This window comes from Streptomyces caniscabiei, assembly GCF_014930365.1.
GTDB classification, from domain to species: Bacteria; Actinomycetota; Actinomycetes; order Streptomycetales; family Streptomycetaceae; genus Streptomyces; species Streptomyces caniscabiei.
Window position 1 is genome coordinate 499,602 of sequence record NZ_JABXWI010000001.1, and the last position, 15,861, is coordinate 515,462.

Here is a 15,861-nt window from a genome sequence, read left to right on the forward strand (position 1 = left end):
CGCCTCCTCGTACGGTGGATCTATCGGCCGTCGAGCGGCACCCAGGCCCGCTCTCCCGCGTCGTTCGTGCCGTACCAGTAGTGCGGCATGCCCTTGATGCCGGTGGTGTGGAACGGGCGGCCGTGGTCGTCGATGCGGATCGTGCCCGCGCGGCCCTGGGAGGACCAGTCGAGTTCGAGGTACCAGCGGGCGTCGTAGGTCTGGGTCGTCGCGTCGACGTCCAGCACCTCCGGGTCCTCGGCGGAGACGCGCAAGGGGAAGCGTACGGCCGGGATGACGCGCCCGCCCTCGGCACCGTTCGCGCCGTCCTCCGGCCGGGCGGCGGGGCGGTCCTCGTCGAGGTCCACGGTGAAGCGGCGGGGCGTGAGATCGCTGCCGCAGCCCTGGCCCATGGAGTAGGCGTTCCCGTCGACGGGCGCGCCACGGCTGACGACACGGACGTGGAGCGCCTCCAGGACCACCGCCGCGGACGACCGCCCCTGCACCGAGATCCGCACCTTCGTCTGCCGCCCGTGCACCGCGCCCTGCGACGACGCCCACGCCTCGGCGTCCTGCTGGAGCGGCGGCGGAGGCACCCGCGCGGTCGGCTTGTCGATGACGTAGTCGTGGTCGCAGCCCTTGTCCCAGACGAGGGCGTCGACGTTCCAGGTGAGGGGCAGGTCGGCGGCCGCCGTCTCCGACGGCCGCGTGGCCGGTGGTTTCGTCGAGCGGCCGGGCGCGCCGGGGGCGGTGGTCCGAGGGGCGGCGGAGCGGGAGGCGTCCGCCTCGGAGGAGTTGTCGTCCGACAGGGCGGACAGAGTCGCGGCGGTGATGACGAGCAGGGCGCAGGTGGCGGCGACCGCCAGGACGCGGCGGCGACGACGGCGACGAAGGGGGTCGGCGACCGTGGGGTCGGCGACCTTGGGGTCAGCGACTGTGCGGTCGGCGACTGTGGGGTCGACGTCCCGATCGCTGTCCCCGTTTCCGTCGCCGGCCGTGTCCGGTGTGGGTGTGGGTGTGGGTGTGCGTGCGGGAAGCCCTTCCTGTACCGGCGGCACTGGCAGCACGGCCTCCGCTGCTTCCGCTGTCTCCGCTGCCTCCGGTGCAACGGCCGTACGCACCCGCTGGCGGGCCGCCACCGCCGACAGCCACAGCCGGTGCAGTTCGAGCCGCTCCTCGGGGGTCGCCCCGCAGAAGGTCGCGAGCCGCTCGACGGGCGCGAAGTCCTTCGGCACGCCCTCGCCCGCGCAGTAGCGGTGCAGCGTGGAGACGTTCATGTCGAGTCGGCGGGCGAGGGCGCCGTAACTCAGGTCGGTGGTGTCCTTGAGCCGGCGCAGCTCCGCCGCGAACTCCTCCGCATCGTCCCGAATCGACATCGTTCCCCTGTCGTCCGCCCGCGATTCCGCATCCCAGGCCCTGATATCACTGCACGTCAGGTGAGCGGGGATGGTTCCGTCATGGCCGGAAGGACGGCAGGGGAACGGGTTGGGCGGAGGGCAGGGGCCTCGACCGGGCGGGACGGGCTCGGCCGTCAGTGGGCGCTCTTGGTGGCGATGTCGGAGACGTGGTTGTACCGCTCGACGAGCACGTAGAGCTTGCTCTTCTTCAGGGTCCTCCCACTGCCGAAGGTGAGCGTAACGGTGACCTCGTGGGCGTGCCCCATGCTGCCGTTGTCGGTCACCGTCCACCGCGCCGGGATGTTCTGGGCCCGCAGGACGCCGTCCGCCCCGTTCTTCTTCTCCCAGGCGGCCAGACGCTTGGCGAAGTCGGGCGTCAGGTAGTGCTTGCGGAGCGCCTTGGCCAGCGCGGCGTCCGGGTCGGCGTAGTCGCCCTTCGCGTCGATGTACGCGCCGTAGAAGTCGGCGACGCGGGTCACCACGTTGCCGGGCGTGCCGGTGACGGACTTCGGCGCGGCGACGGCCGTCGTCGAGGCGGTGGTGGGCGCCTTCGCGACGGTCTGGACGGACGCCTGCGCCGGCCCCTGCGCCGACACACCGAGTCCGACAGCCAGGACGAGACCGGCGGCGGCCGCGCGGAGGCTGCTCGAACGGCGGCGTGCGGGGGACTTCCTGTTCATGTGCGTCTTCTTTCTCTGACTCTGATCAGTAAGGGGTTCGCCAGGCGTTCGGACAGTCCCGGCCGGGGCGACACCCAGAGCTTCGGGGACGCCGGGGACCCGCCACAACGGCTGCCGCCCCGTTCCCGGCGGCAGAACGGTCCCACCCTTGTTGACCTGCGGAGAAAGGGAGTGGGGGAATGCTCGGGAATGCCTGGGATGCCTGAGACGCCGCCGCTCGGCCGCGCGCCTGTCCCCCACATGGGCTCACGGGCTCACGGGCTCACGAGGCTCGGGGTCTCGCGGGCTCTCCCGGCTCTCGGGGGTCAGCCCACGGTCGAGGGGTCCCCTGCGCGCGTCCGGGTGATGGCGTAGCCGAAGGCCGTCGCCAGGACGTACATGAGAACCGAGTACACGGCGCTGGGGATGGCCACCTCGGTGCTGTCGAGGATGCTCAGCGCGATGGTGAGGGCCACCGTCGTGTTGTGGATCCCCACCTCCATGGCACTGGCGACGGCCTGCGGCTCGTCGAGGCGAAGGGCTCTGGCACCGCCGTAGCCGATGACGAGGCTCGCGAGGCAGAAGATGCCGGTCACCAGGCCGACCTGGCGAAGGTAGTCCGTGAGGTTCTCCCGCTCTCCCAACAGCGCCACCAGGGACACCGCGACCAGGACGGCGATGGAGAACACCCGGACCGGACGGTCCGCGCGGGCGGCGAGTTCCGCGGAGCGTCTCCTGACGAGCATGCCGAGCCCGACGGGGACGAGCACGATGGCGATCACCTGCAACACTTTCCCGAATTGCAGTCCCAGGTCGCCCTCGGCATCGAAGTGACTGATGGCCAGGTTGGTGATGAGAGGAATGGTGACGGCCGCCAGCACGGAGTTGATCGCGGTGAGGGTGATGTTGAACGCCACGTCCCCGCGGAAGAGGTGGCTGAAGAGATTGGCGGTGGTACCGCCCGGGGACGCGGCCAGCAGCATCACGCCCACGGCGAGCAGCGGGTCCACGTCGAACATCTCGACCAACCCGAAGGCGAGCAGCGGCAGCACCACGATCTGCACGGTCAGTGCGAAGACGACCGCTTTCGGGGAACGGGCCACACGCCTGAAGTCATCGGTGGTGAGCGAGAGCCCGAGACCGAACATGATGATGGCGAGCGCGACGGGCAGACCGGCCGTGATCAGCGCTGAATCCTTCATGCCGCACGCTCCCTGGATGACGGCATGAAGGCAGGAGAAACCGCGAGACCTGCCGCACGGCCCGTAGGTCGCCACAGTGAAGCAGTACGGAGCCGCTGTTACAAGAATCTGAGCTGGTCAGCGTGACCGCGGAACGAGAACCCTGACGTCGTACAACGGCGCATGCGAAAACGGCAGTTGCTCCCCCACCTCCGCACCCTGCCTCATGCCTCCGCGGCGTCCTCCGCCTCCCAGCGCAGCAGGTCGCCCGGCTGGCACTGGAGCACCTCGCAGAGCGCGGCGAGCGTCGCGAAGCGCACGGCCTTGGCGCGGCCGTTCTTGAGCACCGCCAGGTTGGCGGGGGTGATGCCGACGCGGTCCGCCAGCTCGCCCACCGACATCTTGCGCCTCGCCAGCATCACGTCGATGTCGACGGCGATCGGCATCAGATCACCTCGTCCAGCTCGGCCTGCATCTGCGACGCCTCGACGTCGCGCGCGACGGCCTGGGCGAGCAGCATCCGAAGGACGAGGACGATGAGCGCAACCCCCAGGATGGCCACGCCGACCCCGCCCATGATGACGGTGACGCCCGGGTCGTCCCGCTGGCCGGGCGCGTTGACGGCCGTGACCACGAACCACAGGAGGGCAGCCCCGACGATCGCGCCGATCACCCCGTCCACGTACCGGAAGGCGGCGTGGGAGAAGACGGTTCCGCGTCGCACCATCGTCACCAGCCGCCATACGCAGATCAGGGCGACCTGGGCCGACACCATGCCGAGGGTTGTGATCACCCGTAGCGCGGTCAGCGGGAGCGAGCCGTCCTCCGGGTCGTTCCCGCTGACCAGCGTCCACACCATCAGGGCCTGCACGAACACGGTGCCGACAAGCACCACCGCGAGCACGGCGCGCAGCGCACGCACGGTCAGCTTTCCCATGACTCACCATCCCATCGAAGCACGATGGGAATCTATCGAGATTCGATAGATGAAGCAAGGGCTGGGAGGAGGGGAGGGGGAGGGGCGAGGCCTGCCGCTCATGGGCGGCGGCGAGGGGTCGGGCCAGGCGTACGAGCTGGGTCTACCTCGATCCCACCGTGGGAGGCGGGCAGAGGAGGGCGGAGGGCATGCGCCCCTGGGGCGTGGGCCCGGAGGATGCGGAGCGTGCCCAGCGAGGCTTCACTCCGTTCGCGGCGTATGCACACGTCGGCTCAGCCGCGGTCGTGGAGGGTCACCTGGTAGCCGTCGGGGTCCGCGAACGTGAAGGTGCGGCCGAACGGGCCGTCGACGGGCGCCGAGACGATCGTCACGCCGGCGGCGGCGAGCGCGTCGTGGATGTCCTGCGCGTCGGGGGCGTGCAGCCACAGCGCCATCCCCTGGCCCGGCTGGGCGATCGCGTCCAGGTCGACGCCCTCGACCACCTCGCGGACGGCGAACGCGATCGGCTTGGTGTCGAACACGACCGCGTGCGGCGGCCCTGCGTCGGAGCGCTTCAGGCCCAGGTACCGCTCATAGAAAAGGGCAGAGCGCTCCAGGTCGCGCACCTGGAGGGAAATGAAATCGGGTCCGGTCACAGCCACGATCTTTGACTCCTCATCGCATCGCATCGGACGGTGATGCATGTCAGCTTCCTGACATGCATCACCGTATGTCAGACTTCTGACATGAGTCAAGGTGAGCCCGGAATCGAGCTGGACACGTCGCTGGGGTACATGCTGAAAGCGGCCGCGAGCGCCCTGCACTCCGCGCTGGAGGCCGTGCTGAAGCCGCTGGGCATGACCATCACCCACTACTCCTGCCTGGAGCTGCTCGCCCAGCGACCGGGCCTGTCCAACTCCGAGCTGGCCCGCGGCACCTTCGTCACCCGGCAGTCGATGAACGTGCTCCTGCAAGCACTCGAACGTCAGGGACTCGTCGTCCGCCCCGCACAGGCACCCGTCGGCAGGGCCCTGCCCACCGAGCTGACCGACCTCGGGCGCGACCAGCTGAAGGTGGCGAGCGCCGCGGTCCGCCGCGTCGAGCAGGCCATGCTGGCCAACCTCGATGCCGGCGAACAGGAGCAGATGCGGCGCCTGCTCAGCACGTGCATCGCCTCACTGACCGAACCGCCCGCGCCGACGACATGACTTCTCCGGCGCCCACACCTCAGCGGTAGGGCAGCCCCACCGCACCCGCCCCCGGGCAGGCACCTCACCTGTGCGAGGACGAGCTCCTTGTCACCGCTCCACGGCCGGAGCAGCGGATGATGGCCGGTATGCGCATCCGTATCGACGCCGTCGACCTGCCCGGCCGCACCTGCCCGGCCCCCGCCGACAGGAACGTCCCCGCCTACGGCAACGTCCACGTCGCGGTGCAGCGCCGCGGCCGTCCGGCCGAACTCCTGGAGCCGCAGCCCGGTGACGCCGCGTCCGCCACCTGGACCCTGGAGTGCAGCGCGACCACCTCGCCGACCGGCACCGAGGTGAAAGGCCCGTACATACAGGACCGCTTCGGCCTCCGGTTCATCTACCTGTCATGGGGCACGGTCGACGACTCGGGCGCCTTCACCATGTTCCGCCGCGCCAAGCTCATGCTCGACGCCGTCCCCGCCGACACACTCGCCGCCGCCGCACGCGACGGCCTGCTGGTCGGACACCTCGGCCTGACCGATCCGCACGGCAACCCCCTGTACGCGCGCGTCACGCCCCCACACATCACCTGGACCGCCGAGGCCGCCGGCCAGGGCCTGTCCTGAGCGAGTCCTGGGCGGGATCCACGGGGCCGGCCGGCCGCGGACCTCCCACCGCCGTCAAGTCGTACACAGGGAAGGCGTGCCGTTCGGCGGCCTGACGGTACGCGTGGACGGCTCGCTGCGGGCCTCTGACCGCGTGGCAGTCAGAGGCCCCCATGGCGAACGAACCCGGCGCTCCGGCCCGGACGGCTCAATCAGCCGTCTTTGCGCTGGAGCACCTCGTCGACCGCCCGTGCCACCTGCTTGGGGAGGTCGGCGCGGACTTTGGCCCTTTCTTCCTGACGGCCTTCCTCCCGGATTTCCTCTTCGATCTCCGGGGAAATCTTTCCCCGGGATTTCGCCCGCTCTTCCTCGGCGGACTCGCGCACCAGCTTCCTGCCCAGCCAGGGGACGAAGAAGCAGAGGGCCAGCAGCGCGAGGAGAACAGCCTCCGTGAGCAAGAAGTAGCCCACGCCCACGATCTCGTCCTCGACGCGGGCGAGCAGGAGAATCGCCGCGATACCGATCACGGGTCCCCTGCTTTTGCGCATGACCCGTGACGTCGCGCGAACGCCGTCGAGAATCTGCACGAAAACACCACCTCCCGAATGGGCCGATGTGCCGAATTCCTCCCGTACGACGTCAATGGCACAATTCGGGTTGCATATGCGTCGCGACGTACACCCTTCGTGTGGCGCGAGTTCGCCGGTTGACGTGGGGAATGAATGCCGAAGGGCCGACTGGTGGTATGCGAAGGCCCCAGGTCGAAAATCGACCTGGGGCCTTCTCTGCGGACTCGTGCAGGGTGGGCGGGGGGCTACGAAGCCGGGGTCGCCGTCACGTCCGTCAGCTTCCAGCGCTGGTTCAGGCCCGAGTTCGGGGTCCAGACTCCGACGCCCGCGCCGTCCGTCGTCGACTGGCCGTAGACGTCCGGGAGTTCGCCGGTGGCGACGTTGACCAGGGTCCAGGTGCCGTCGCCCGTCGAGGACAGGATCCACTGGGCGGCCTCGTCACGGGTGGCCGTGTCGCGTTCCGCCGCCAGGGAGCCGAAGCGGATGGCCAGGCGCTTGTGCGACGTCGTCTCCGTCAGCGCGTAGCGCGTGCGGTTGTCGGTCGCGCCCTTGCCGATGCGGTCCAGGGTCCACTGCTGGGTGTTGCCGGCCGCGGTGCTCGGGGTCTTGATGACCAGGCTCTTGCCGTCGGGGCCGACGGACAGGTTCTTGCTGCTCTGGACGCCCGTGAAGGTGTAGGTGTGGTTGTCCTGGAGTTCGGCCTTCGACGCCGCCACCCCGGAGACACCCTTCACCAGGAACGACGTCACCGACTGCGCCGGAACCGTGATCGTCGCCTTCTTGCCGGTGACCTTGACGGCCTTCTTGCGGATCAGCTTGCCGGCCGCGTCCGTGACCACCGGGGTGATCGTCGCCGTCTTGGCGACCTTGCCGAACTTCGACAGGTCGACCGTCACCGCACGCGACTCGGTGGTGCTGTTGACGTGGACGACCGTCGCCTTGTCGCCCTTCTTCGCGACCGCGGCCGTGCTCGACTCGTCGTTGGTCTTGATCAGACGGTCGCCCGGCTTGATGTAGTGCGTGAAGTTACGGGCCGTGTCGAACTTGGTGTTCGTGTAGATCGGGCAGCTCTTGAGGGTGTCCTTCTTCCCGCAGGAGAACGAGAGCTGGATCGAGCCCCAGTTGCCGCCCTTGGCGGACTCGCCGCCCGGCTTCATGTTGTCGTAGTCCTCGACCGGCTGCCAGAAGACCCAGGCCTGGGGCTCCAGTTCACGCAGGTCGTCCACGATGCGCTGCGCCAGGCCCAGGCCGGGGCGCATGTCGGTGAAGCTCTGGCCGTCGCCCCAGTCGCCCTCGACCTCGCTCATCCACAGCGGCTTGTCGGCGGCCTTGGCGAGGTCGCGGACCGTGGTGCGCTGGCTGGTGCCGTAGGTGTGGACGTTCATCTGGTCGACGAGGTCGCGGACCTCCTGGGGGTAGGAGTTCCAGTTCGTGGCGAAGGTGCCGGGGTTCGTCTCGTCCATCGCGGAGATCGTCGCGTGGCTGCGGGAGTCGTCCAGGACCGGGCCGAGCGCCTTGATGACCTTCTGCTGCAGCTCGGGGCCTATGTGGGCGCCCTCCTGGCGGCCTCCGGTCGGCTGGCCGTCGGCGCCGAGCTTGGTGCCCCAGTAGTTGGTGTTGGGCTCGTTGAAGGGGTCGAGGGTGTCGACCTTGATGCCGTGCGCCTTCTCCAGGCGCTCGGTGGCGCCGACCAGGTACTTGGCGAAGTCCTCGACCGACTCCTCCTTCAGCTGGTCCTTCGAGGAGTCGAAGCCGCCGGAGACGTAGCCGCTCTCCGTCATGAACCACGGCGGGGAGTTGCTGAAGGCCTCCCAGTGCGTGATGTCCTTCTTGATGCGGTCGACCCACCAGCGCTGGGTGGCGTCGGCGTTCTTGTTCCAGTCCTTCTTGTCGTCGGCGCTCCACCAGTCGACGTCCTCGCGGGTGGTGCCCGCCGGGGCCTTCCACCAGCCCTCGACCGCGCCGCCGGCCCGCAGGTAGTCCTTGACGTCGGGGGCGTTGCCGCCGCCGATGTTGTAGCGGGCGATGTTGAGGTCGAGGCCGTCCTCGCCGAAGAGGAGCTTGGCGAGCTTCTCGCGGACCGCGGGCGGGTAGTCGCCGGTCGCGTTGGCGAACCAGACCAGGCTGGTGCCCCAGCCCTCGAAGCTCTGGCCCTTGTAGGAGGGGTCGGGGCTGACCGTCACCGACGCGGCCGTCGTGTCGGCGTGCGCCATCGGCAGGGAGGTCGCGGCCATGACCGTGCCCGTGGCCAGGGCTGTGATGCCGATGGCCCCGAGGAGCCGTCTCGTACGGGTGCGGTGTGCCATTCGAGTACTCCAACTCTTCCGTGTGCCGCGTCCCGGCGGAACATAGAGATCGGGGCCCGCGTGGTGCGGTTCGGCGGGGTGCTTCCGGTGGGGCTGCGGGTGGGGCTCCAAGAGGTCCCGGTGGGGCTCTTGGTGCTCGGGGTGAGAGCTTCTGGTGCGGTCTGGTGTGCTCTCGTATGATTTGTCGCGGTGGATGTTTACGTAAACATCCACTGAGGCGGATGTCTACACTGTGCGAATCTCGGCGGTCAAGGATCCGTCAAAGATCGGTGGATCAGCCGGCAGGGATCGATGGATCAACCGGTTTGTCGCGGCGAGGCGGAAGAGTCGGGGGAACCCAGGTGGACACGGCCGACAGTCGTACGAGGAGACGCACGGGACGGCCCCGGCAAGGGCCCTCCATGGGCGATGTCGCGCGGGTCGCCGGGGTCTCCGCCCAGACCGTCTCCCGGGTCTCCAACGGGTTCGCCGGCGTCAACGAGGACACCCGGCGCCAGGTGCTCGCCGCGATGCGCGAGCTGGGGTACCGGCCCAACAGCGCGGCCCGGGCGCTCAGGCGCGGGGAGTTCCGGACGCTCGGCGTGATCACCTTCTCGCTCTCCACCCTCGGCAACATCCGCACGCTCGACGCGATCGCCACGTCCGCCGCGCGGGAGGGGTACGCCGTCACGCTGCTGCCCGTGGCCGTGCCGACGCAGGACGAGGTGAACGGGGCGTTCTCCCGGCTCGGGGAACTGGCCGTGGACGCCGTGATCGTGATCATGGAGGTGCATCTGCTGGACGCGGCGACCGTGTCCGTGCCGCCCGGCGTGCAGGTCGTGGTCGCCGACTCCGACGCCGGGGACCGGTACACCGTCGTCGACACCGACCAGGCGGGGGGCGCGCGGGACGCCGTACGGCATCTGCTGGAGCTGGGGCACCGGACCGTGTGGCACCTGGCCGGGCCCGAGGACTCCTTCGCGGCGCAGCGGCGGGCGAACGCGTGGCGGACCACGCTCGCCGAGGCGGGCGTGGCGGACGCGCCGCCGCTCGTCCGGGGCGACTGGTCGGCCGAGTCCGGGTACCGGGCCGGGCTGCGGATCGCCGAGGAGGCGGACTGCACGGCCGTGTTCGTCGCGAACGATCAGATGGCGCTGGGGTTGCTGCGGGCGCTGAACGAGCGGGGGCGCCGGGTGCCCGAGGACGTGAGCGTGGTCGGGTTCGACGACATTCCCGAGGCCGCGTCCTTCCTGCCGCCGCTGACCACCGTCCACCAGGACTTCGCGGAGGTGGGGCGGCTGTGCGTGGAGGGGGTGCTGCGCAAGATGCGGGAGGGCGGACAGGGAGACCCGGGGGAACCGGGGCGGGGCGGCGAGGAGCACGGGACGACTCTCGTGCCCACCCGGCTCGTACGGCGACGGAGTACGGCACCGCCGCGGGGTGCCGGCGGCTGAGCGCTCAGCCGCCGCTCGTCGTCCCCTGACGCCGGTCGGACCGCGGCTCGTCCCTGGTGCCGAACGCCCTGTGCAGACGGCCGAGTTCCCACAGGAGGTAGCCGCTGGCTCCGGCGAACGGGAACCAGGTGCCCAGGTGGAAGACGAGCACCGGCATGTACAACAGGCCGACCAGGACGACGAACTTGAACAGGATGGCCGTGTAAGGCTCGTTGGGCGGTGCGTGGTGTTCGGCCATGATGTGCCCTCCCCTGCCATGGACCGGCACGCGGCACGATCCCCTGCACGGCCCCCCGGCCTCTGCCTCGCCATGATGCCTCCGCGACGACGACACCGCGAGGGCCGACGACGGCTGCGCCACGTATCTTCACAAACACTCAGTTTTTCTTCCGGGCCGACTGGCGGAGTTGTGCCATGTGGGTGTGACGGCGCCCGGCGTAGCGGGCTATGGCCTGGTCGAGGGCTTCGGGGGAGGCCTCGACGCGATAGTCCTGGAGGGTCAGCAGACGCACGCCGCCGTAACGGCGGGGCGTGGGCAGCCACGGCACGCGCGGGACGGCTGCGCCGGGGCGTGGCCACAGGACGAGGGAGTGCTGCTCGGGATCGGGGCGGACGACGATGCCGATGCGGTCCACGTCTCCCCAGGGAATGTGGAGCTTGCGGCTGCCGAAGGCCCTGACGGTCAGTCCCGCGGGGCGCACGTCAAGGTTGACGTGGTGACGGCCGGTGAGGAAGTACGCCGAGAGGCCGACGAGGAAGAGCGGGGCGAACAGCAGGTCGTTGAGGACGGAAACCCAGTCGGGGGTTTTCGGGAGCGTGGTCAGCTGGGTGCAGATCATGACGGGTGCGATGAGTGCCGCGGCCACCAGGAAGGCCACCGCCACGGGCTGACGGCCCCGGAACGTCAGGCCGTCGCCGGGTGGTTCCGGTGCCTTACTCGGCCGCCGCAGCCAGGACTCGCCCGGCCGGGCGAGCTGGTCCTCGTCCGCGAACCGCGCCAGCGCGGCCTCCAGCAGACGCCGGTCATGGGTCACCTCCAGCAGTGTGCACAGAGTCAGGGTGCCCGGCGTCAATTGGGGCAGCAGCATGTGCGTACGGTCAATCCTGCCCTCCACCCGCCCCGTGGGCCGGATCGCCAGCAGCCCCAACTGCCGCGCACCACGCGGCCAGTTCACCACGCCGATCCGCTCGATCTCCGTCCAGGCGTACGCGATCTCCAGCTCGCCCCTGGTGAGGGTCAGGCCGGCCGCGCTGATCACGAGTCGAACGGGCCTGACACAGTGCGACGCCGCGAACCACGCGGCCCCGAAGAGCAGCGTGCACAGGGCGAGCGGCGACACCGCCGTGAGGATCTCCGCGGGCCGGACGAGCACGCCGAGCGGGATCGCCCGGCAGCCCAGAACGACGCAGAGCACCGCCACCACGGCGAGCACCCGGCGGTCGGCCGTGAACACCTGCTCCGCCTCCGTGTCGGGGGCCCTCCGCACGTCGAGGTCGGGGCTGGGGGTCCAGGCCGGGCCGGCGTACGCGGCGAGCGCGGCCTCGATGGCTTCCGGGGTGGCCCTGAGCCGGCGCAGGTCCGCGAAGCGGAGGGTGCCCTTCGTGTCGTCCTGGCGGGGGCCCGGGGTCCTGAGGCTCGCCGTGTGCAGGAAGTCCCCGGGCATGGGCCGCACCATGAGGTCGTGGCGTGGACCGCGCAGGCGGGTCGCCGGGCGCTGCCGGATCCAGCAACGGCTGATCCCGTGCCACGGGTAGGAGAAGTGCTCCGTCCCCCCGTACTGCACCTCGACGCCGTACGCGCTCAGCACCAGCGAATAGTCGGCGGGATTCCGCTTCCCCAGGACCTGGAGCAGTCCCAGGACCCCGACCATGGCGAGGACCGAGACCGCGTGCTGTGGATCGGTCATGTCGAGGGGTGCGTCCTGCGCCGGGACCGTCATGCTCGTGATCGTCAACAGGGCGGCGGACAGCGGCAGTCCGATGCCCCAGTTTCGGCGGCGGTGGAAGGTGGGGCTCGGTCCGAAGCGGACCTCACCGGTCCTCGGAGGGGTGTCGGGCGCACTCCTGCCCTCGGCCTCCGTGCCGTCAGTGGCCACGGCCCCCACCGAAAGTGCCGCCCCCCGGTTCCGCACCAACCCCAACCGCGCATGCCCGTCCGAGCTCTGTTGGCGGGGTGTCGGGTAGCCGCGGCGGGTCAGGGACTTGGTGAGGGGGTCGTAGAGGGTGCTGAGGGTGAGGAGGTCGGGGCCGCCCGGGAGGCCGTCGCGGAGGAGGCGGATGAACTCGCCGGTGAAGGCGGTGTAGCGCTCGCCGACGGGGGCGTAGGAGGGGGCGTTCGCGGAGGACGTGAGGATGTAGGTGCCGCGGATGCTGAGGTCTTCGGGCGGCTCGGGGCCGTTGCCCATGAGCGTGTCCAGGACCCGGCCGCTGTTGCAGCAGTCGAGGATCAGGATCTTGTTGGGGCAGGGCGACGCCTCGAGGATCTCCCGGATCGCCACGAACGGGATGGACGTCCAGCGCAGATCGCTCTCGTCCGTGCCGGTCAGCGCCAGATGGAGATACAGGTCGTCATTGAGGACGCCGTGTCCGGAGAAGTAGACGAGCAGGGTGTCGGTGGCGGTCATGGCCGCCTCGCGGATCGTCGCGCAGACCGCACGCGGGTCCGGCGCGTCCTGGATCACCTCGCAGCGCTCGCGCGGAAACCCGCCGGACGCGTCCGACGTCAGCAGCTCCTGGAGAACCTCCAGGTTGTTGCGTACGGCGAGAAGGTCCGGCAGGTCACTGTCGTACCGGGAGGTGCCGATGAGGACCGCGCGGGAACCTCGGGGCTCCGGCAGTCGGACCGTCACGGCTGGCGGTGGTCGCGCAGCGCCGCGTCGAGGAGGGTGTGGGCGTCGTCGGCGGAGTCGGCGGTGACCTTCACGGTGCGCCCGTCGGGGAGGGTCAGCTCGACCGTGGCCGCGGCCCGCCGGGCCTTGAGCAGCGCCGGGAGCGAGCGTACGAGGGCGGTGACGGCGCCACTGCTGCCGATGGCTATCGCCAGCAGTTCGATACCGGTCCCCATCTGGCCCTCCTCAGGGCCTCCGGTCACCAGGCGTACCCGGCCGCGCAGTTCGGGTTCCGCGACCAGGCCCCGGCGGAGGAGGGCCAGGTCGTCGGCTGCGGCGGGGAGCGGAGCGGGGGACGCGTCGTCGGTGAGGAGTCTCAGCGTCACGTCCAGCATGTCGTTCGTATCGCTTATGTCGCTCATGTCATCCCCCGACCGTTCTGCCTCGATCTTGTGGAGGACAGTGTGCAATACGGGGCGGGGTCCGGCCCAGACCCTCGACGCAGGTGATGGCCGCTCAAGGACAAGCAGACGCACGGCAGTTACGGAGGCTCGGGTGCCGGTGCGGGGGGCGGCCGTTACGGTGTGCTGTCGTGAGTGGCATACGGGGTGGGTGTGGGGGCGGGCGGGGAGCCCGGGGATGGTGGGTGTGGGGGCGGGGGGTCGCGGAGCGGTGGCCCTGGGTGGTCGATGTCGGGGTCGCGCTGTTGGTGCAGGGGGCCATGACGATGCCGTTCGTGGTGCCTCGGGCGGCCGGGCTCGCGCCGGCGACCTGGGCCGCGTACGGGCTGACCACGCTCACCGTGGTGCCGCTGGTGTGGCGGCGGCGGGCTCCGCTCGCCGTGCTGCTGGCGATTCTGGTGGCCAGCATGGTCTACAAGCTCGCGCTCGACGGGCCCGGGCAGCCCCTGCCGTACAACGGGCTCGTGATTCTCTACACCGTCGCCGTCCTGTCGCCGCCCTGGAAGCGGCTCGTCAGCGGGATGCTCGTGCTGGTCGCCGTGCCCGTCGGGGTGTGGCTCAACACCCGGTCGGCTCGTGAACTGACCTTCTCCGCCTTCGTGTTCGCGGCCGCCTACGTCCTCGGGCGGCTCACCGACGCCCGTCAGCGCGCCCATCGGGTCGAGGCCGAACAGGCCGCCGCGCGTGAACGGGCCCGTATCGCACGGGAGATGCACGACATCCTCTCCCACGCCGTCAGCCTGATGATCGTGCAGGCGGAGGCCGGCCCCGTGGCGGTGCGTACGGCGCCGGAGCGGGCCGAGGCCGCCTTCGACGCGATCTCCGAGACCGGGCGCGACGCCATGGTCCAGCTGCGGCACATGCTGGGCCTCCTGCGCGACAGCGAAGGCGGAGGCGGAAGCGAAGGCGGAGGCGGCGAAGGGGGAGGCCGCGGCGCGGGAGAGCAGCGGGCGGGGTACGCGTCGGGGCTCGCGCCCCGGGCGCCGCAGCCCGGGGTCGGGGAGCTGCCCGCGCTGGTCGAGCGGGTGCGCGGCAGTGGGCTCGTGGTCCGGTACGAGGTGGCGGGGGCGGAGCGGGCGCTCCCGGCGGCCGTCGGCGCGACCGTCTTCCGCGTCGTCCAGGAGGCGCTCACGAACACGGTCAGACATGCGGCGGCCCGTACGGCCGACGTTCACCTCACCTACGGCGACGACGACTTGGGGATACACGTGCTCGATGACGGGCGTGGGCCCCGGGCGGGGTCCGGCGGCGGTGGGCACGGGCTCGTCGGGGTGCGGGAGCGGGCCGCCGCGCACGGGGGTACGGCGGAGGCCGGGGCCGGGCCCGGCGGGCGCGGGTTCGAGGTGCGGGTGCGGATACCCGTGCCGGCCGTGGTGGCGACGGCGGAGGTGGGGCGGTGACCGGTCAGCCGATCCGGGTGGTCGTGGCCGACGACCAGGAGCTGGTGCGCAGCGGGTTCGCGTTGATCCTCGACGTGCAGCCGGACATCGAGGTGGTCGCGGAGGTGGGGGACGGGGCCGCGGCCGTCGAGGCCGTGCGGCGGTACGGCGCCGATGTGGCCCTGCTCGACATCCGCATGCCGCGGATGGACGGGATCGAGGCGTGTCGGGCCCTCACCGTCGGTGCGGACCGCGCTGGTGGAGGGGACGGCACGGGCAGCGGTGAAGGCGACGCCGGCCGTGGGCGTGGTGGGTGTCGGGTGGTGATGCTGACCACCTTCGACTCCGACGAGTACGTGTACGAGGCCCTGCACGCGGGGGCGAGCGGGTTCCTGCTCAAGGACGTCCGGCGGGACGATCTCGTGCACGCCGTACGCGTGGTCGCGCGCGGCGACTCGCTGCTCGCGCCGTCCGTCGCCCGGCGGCTGGTGGAGCAGTACACCCGGCCCTCCCCCACCGTCGTGCGGGCGCGGCGGCCCGACCCCCGGCTCGACGTGCTGACCGGGCGGGAGCGGCAGACCCTGTTGCTGCTGGCGCGAGGGCTCTCGAACGCAGAGATCGCCGCCGAACTGTTCGTCAGCGATCACACGGTCAAGACCCATGTCGGCAACGTGCTCGCCAAGCTCGGCCTGCGCGACCGTATCCAGGCGGTCATCTGCGCGTACGAGACGGGGCTGATCGCGGCGGGTGACGCGTCGCTCGGGGCCGGCGGCACCTCACTCGGCACGGCCACGGGCGCCGAGCCCCAGGACGCGGTCCCCCCGCGCGAGGCCGGGAGTCGCCCGCCCGGGGGAGTCACCCGGCCCTGGTCCTCCCCCGCGTCGGCGAGGAAACGTCGCCGCTGAGACCGCTCGCTCGGGCGATCCGCGCGAAGCCGCCGGTCGGAAGGATGAGGGCC

At 70.8% G+C, this 15,861-nt stretch carries 16 protein-coding genes; 5 read left to right on the plus strand and 11 right to left on the minus strand.

Features of this window, described 5'->3' with window-relative positions; all coding sequences use genetic code 11:
• Positions 1-20: 20 nt before the first annotated feature.
• From HW837_RS02535 to HW837_RS02560, 6 genes are all read right to left on the minus strand, one after another.
• A complete protein-coding gene (locus HW837_RS02535) occupies positions 21-1,355 on the minus strand; it encodes a helix-turn-helix domain-containing protein (RefSeq protein ID WP_193382409.1) in 1,335 nt (444 codons plus the stop codon).
• Positions 1,356-1,510: 155 nt separating this feature from the next.
• On the minus strand, positions 1,511-2,056 hold the full coding sequence (locus HW837_RS02540) for a hypothetical protein (RefSeq protein ID WP_193382408.1): 546 nt from the start codon (positions 2,054-2,056) through the stop codon (positions 1,511-1,513).
• 305 nt (positions 2,057-2,361) lie between these two features.
• Positions 2,362-3,237 (minus strand): bile acid:sodium symporter family protein, encoded by an 876-nt coding sequence (locus tag HW837_RS02545; protein WP_193382407.1) that lies wholly within the window; start codon positions 3,235-3,237, stop codon positions 2,362-2,364.
• A gap of 203 nt (positions 3,238-3,440) precedes the next feature.
• Positions 3,441-3,662: a helix-turn-helix domain-containing protein gene (locus tag HW837_RS02550; RefSeq protein WP_093790739.1), complete on the minus strand. Its 222-nt coding sequence runs from the start codon at positions 3,660-3,662 to the stop codon at positions 3,441-3,443.
• Entirely contained in the window at positions 3,662-4,153 is a 492-nt protein-coding gene (locus HW837_RS02555; RefSeq protein ID WP_093790740.1) for a DUF2975 domain-containing protein, read from the minus strand. The genes HW837_RS02550 and HW837_RS02555 overlap by 1 nt, the downstream gene beginning before the upstream one ends.
• A 272-nt stretch (positions 4,154-4,425) precedes the next feature.
• On the minus strand, positions 4,426-4,794 hold the full coding sequence (locus tag HW837_RS02560; RefSeq protein WP_045558839.1) for a VOC family protein: 369 nt from the start codon (positions 4,792-4,794) through the stop codon (positions 4,426-4,428).
• 84 nt (positions 4,795-4,878) lie between these two features.
• Here HW837_RS02560 and HW837_RS02565 point away from each other — a divergent pair, with 84 nt between their 5' ends.
• Entirely contained in the window at positions 4,879-5,340 is a 462-nt protein-coding gene (locus HW837_RS02565; RefSeq protein WP_045558685.1) for a MarR family winged helix-turn-helix transcriptional regulator, read from the plus strand.
• Positions 5,341-5,468: 128 nt separating this feature from the next.
• Complete coding sequence (locus HW837_RS02570; RefSeq protein WP_234442589.1) at positions 5,469-5,948, plus strand: DUF5990 family protein; 480 nt, start codon at positions 5,469-5,471, stop codon at positions 5,946-5,948.
• Positions 5,949-6,139: 191 nt separating this feature from the next.
• Here HW837_RS02570 and HW837_RS02575 read toward each other — a convergent pair whose 3' ends face one another.
• Complete coding sequence (locus tag HW837_RS02575) at positions 6,140-6,514, minus strand: hypothetical protein (RefSeq protein ID WP_045558683.1); 375 nt, start codon at positions 6,512-6,514, stop codon at positions 6,140-6,142.
• Between the two features lie 227 nt (positions 6,515-6,741).
• Complete coding sequence (locus HW837_RS02580; protein WP_093790743.1) at positions 6,742-8,802, minus strand: RICIN domain-containing protein; 2,061 nt, start codon at positions 8,800-8,802, stop codon at positions 6,742-6,744.
• 401 nt (positions 8,803-9,203) lie between these two features.
• Here HW837_RS02580 and HW837_RS02585 point away from each other — a divergent pair, with 401 nt between their 5' ends.
• Positions 9,204-10,235 (plus strand): LacI family DNA-binding transcriptional regulator, encoded by a 1,032-nt coding sequence (locus tag HW837_RS02585; protein ID WP_045558681.1) that lies wholly within the window; start codon positions 9,204-9,206, stop codon positions 10,233-10,235.
• A gap of 4 nt (positions 10,236-10,239) precedes the next feature.
• On the opposite strand, the gene HW837_RS02590 is transcribed toward HW837_RS02585, so the two are convergent.
• The 3 genes from HW837_RS02590 to HW837_RS02600 all read right to left on the minus strand — a co-directional run bounded on the left by HW837_RS02590 (position 10,240) and on the right by HW837_RS02600 (position 13,485).
• Positions 10,240-10,473 (minus strand): hypothetical protein, encoded by a 234-nt coding sequence (locus HW837_RS02590; protein ID WP_193382406.1) that lies wholly within the window; start codon positions 10,471-10,473, stop codon positions 10,240-10,242.
• Positions 10,474-10,612: 139 nt separating this feature from the next.
• The gene (locus HW837_RS02595) at positions 10,613-13,084 is read right to left on the minus strand and encodes a caspase family protein (RefSeq protein WP_052682912.1); all 2,472 of its coding nucleotides are present in this window, start codon (positions 13,082-13,084) and stop codon (positions 10,613-10,615) included.
• Entirely contained in the window at positions 13,081-13,485 is a 405-nt protein-coding gene (locus HW837_RS02600) for an effector-associated constant component EACC1 (protein WP_159040910.1), read from the minus strand. Before HW837_RS02600 ends, HW837_RS02595 begins: the two co-directional genes overlap by 4 nt.
• A gap of 224 nt (positions 13,486-13,709) precedes the next feature.
• Here HW837_RS02600 and HW837_RS02605 point away from each other — a divergent pair, with 224 nt between their 5' ends.
• Together HW837_RS02605 and HW837_RS02610 are read left to right on the plus strand one after the other, a co-directional pair.
• Entirely contained in the window at positions 13,710-14,924 is a 1,215-nt protein-coding gene (locus tag HW837_RS02605) for a sensor histidine kinase (protein ID WP_313895517.1), read from the plus strand.
• Positions 14,921-15,808, plus strand: a complete 888-nt coding sequence (locus tag HW837_RS02610) for a response regulator transcription factor (RefSeq protein WP_313895516.1) — start codon at positions 14,921-14,923, stop codon at positions 15,806-15,808. The genes HW837_RS02605 and HW837_RS02610 overlap by 4 nt, the downstream gene beginning before the upstream one ends.
• Positions 15,809-15,861 lie beyond the last annotated feature (53 nt).

Coding starts and splice junctions, on each gene's coding strand:
- HW837_RS02535 (WP_193382409.1), bottom strand. CDS start 1,355: ATGTCGATTCGGGACGATGCGGAGGAGTTCGCGGCGGAGCTGCGCCGG.
- HW837_RS02540 (WP_193382408.1), bottom strand. CDS start 2,056: ATGAACAGGAAGTCCCCCGCACGCCGCCGTTCGAGCAGCCTCCGCGCG.
- HW837_RS02545 (WP_193382407.1), bottom strand. CDS start 3,237: ATGAAGGATTCAGCGCTGATCACGGCCGGTCTGCCCGTCGCGCTCGCC.
- HW837_RS02550 (WP_093790739.1), bottom strand. CDS start 3,662: ATGCCGATCGCCGTCGACATCGACGTGATGCTGGCGAGGCGCAAGATG.
- HW837_RS02555 (WP_093790740.1), bottom strand. CDS start 4,153: ATGGGAAAGCTGACCGTGCGTGCGCTGCGCGCCGTGCTCGCGGTGGTG.
- HW837_RS02565 (WP_045558685.1), top strand. CDS start 4,879: ATGAGTCAAGGTGAGCCCGGAATCGAGCTGGACACGTCGCTGGGGTAC.
- HW837_RS02570 (WP_234442589.1), top strand. CDS start 5,469: ATGCGCATCCGTATCGACGCCGTCGACCTGCCCGGCCGCACCTGCCCG.
- HW837_RS02580 (WP_093790743.1), bottom strand. CDS start 8,802: ATGGCACACCGCACCCGTACGAGACGGCTCCTCGGGGCCATCGGCATC.
- HW837_RS02585 (WP_045558681.1), top strand. CDS start 9,204: ATGGGCGATGTCGCGCGGGTCGCCGGGGTCTCCGCCCAGACCGTCTCC.
- HW837_RS02590 (WP_193382406.1), bottom strand. CDS start 10,473: ATGGCCGAACACCACGCACCGCCCAACGAGCCTTACACGGCCATCCTG.
- HW837_RS02600 (WP_159040910.1), bottom strand. CDS start 13,485: ATGAGCGACATAAGCGATACGAACGACATGCTGGACGTGACGCTGAGA.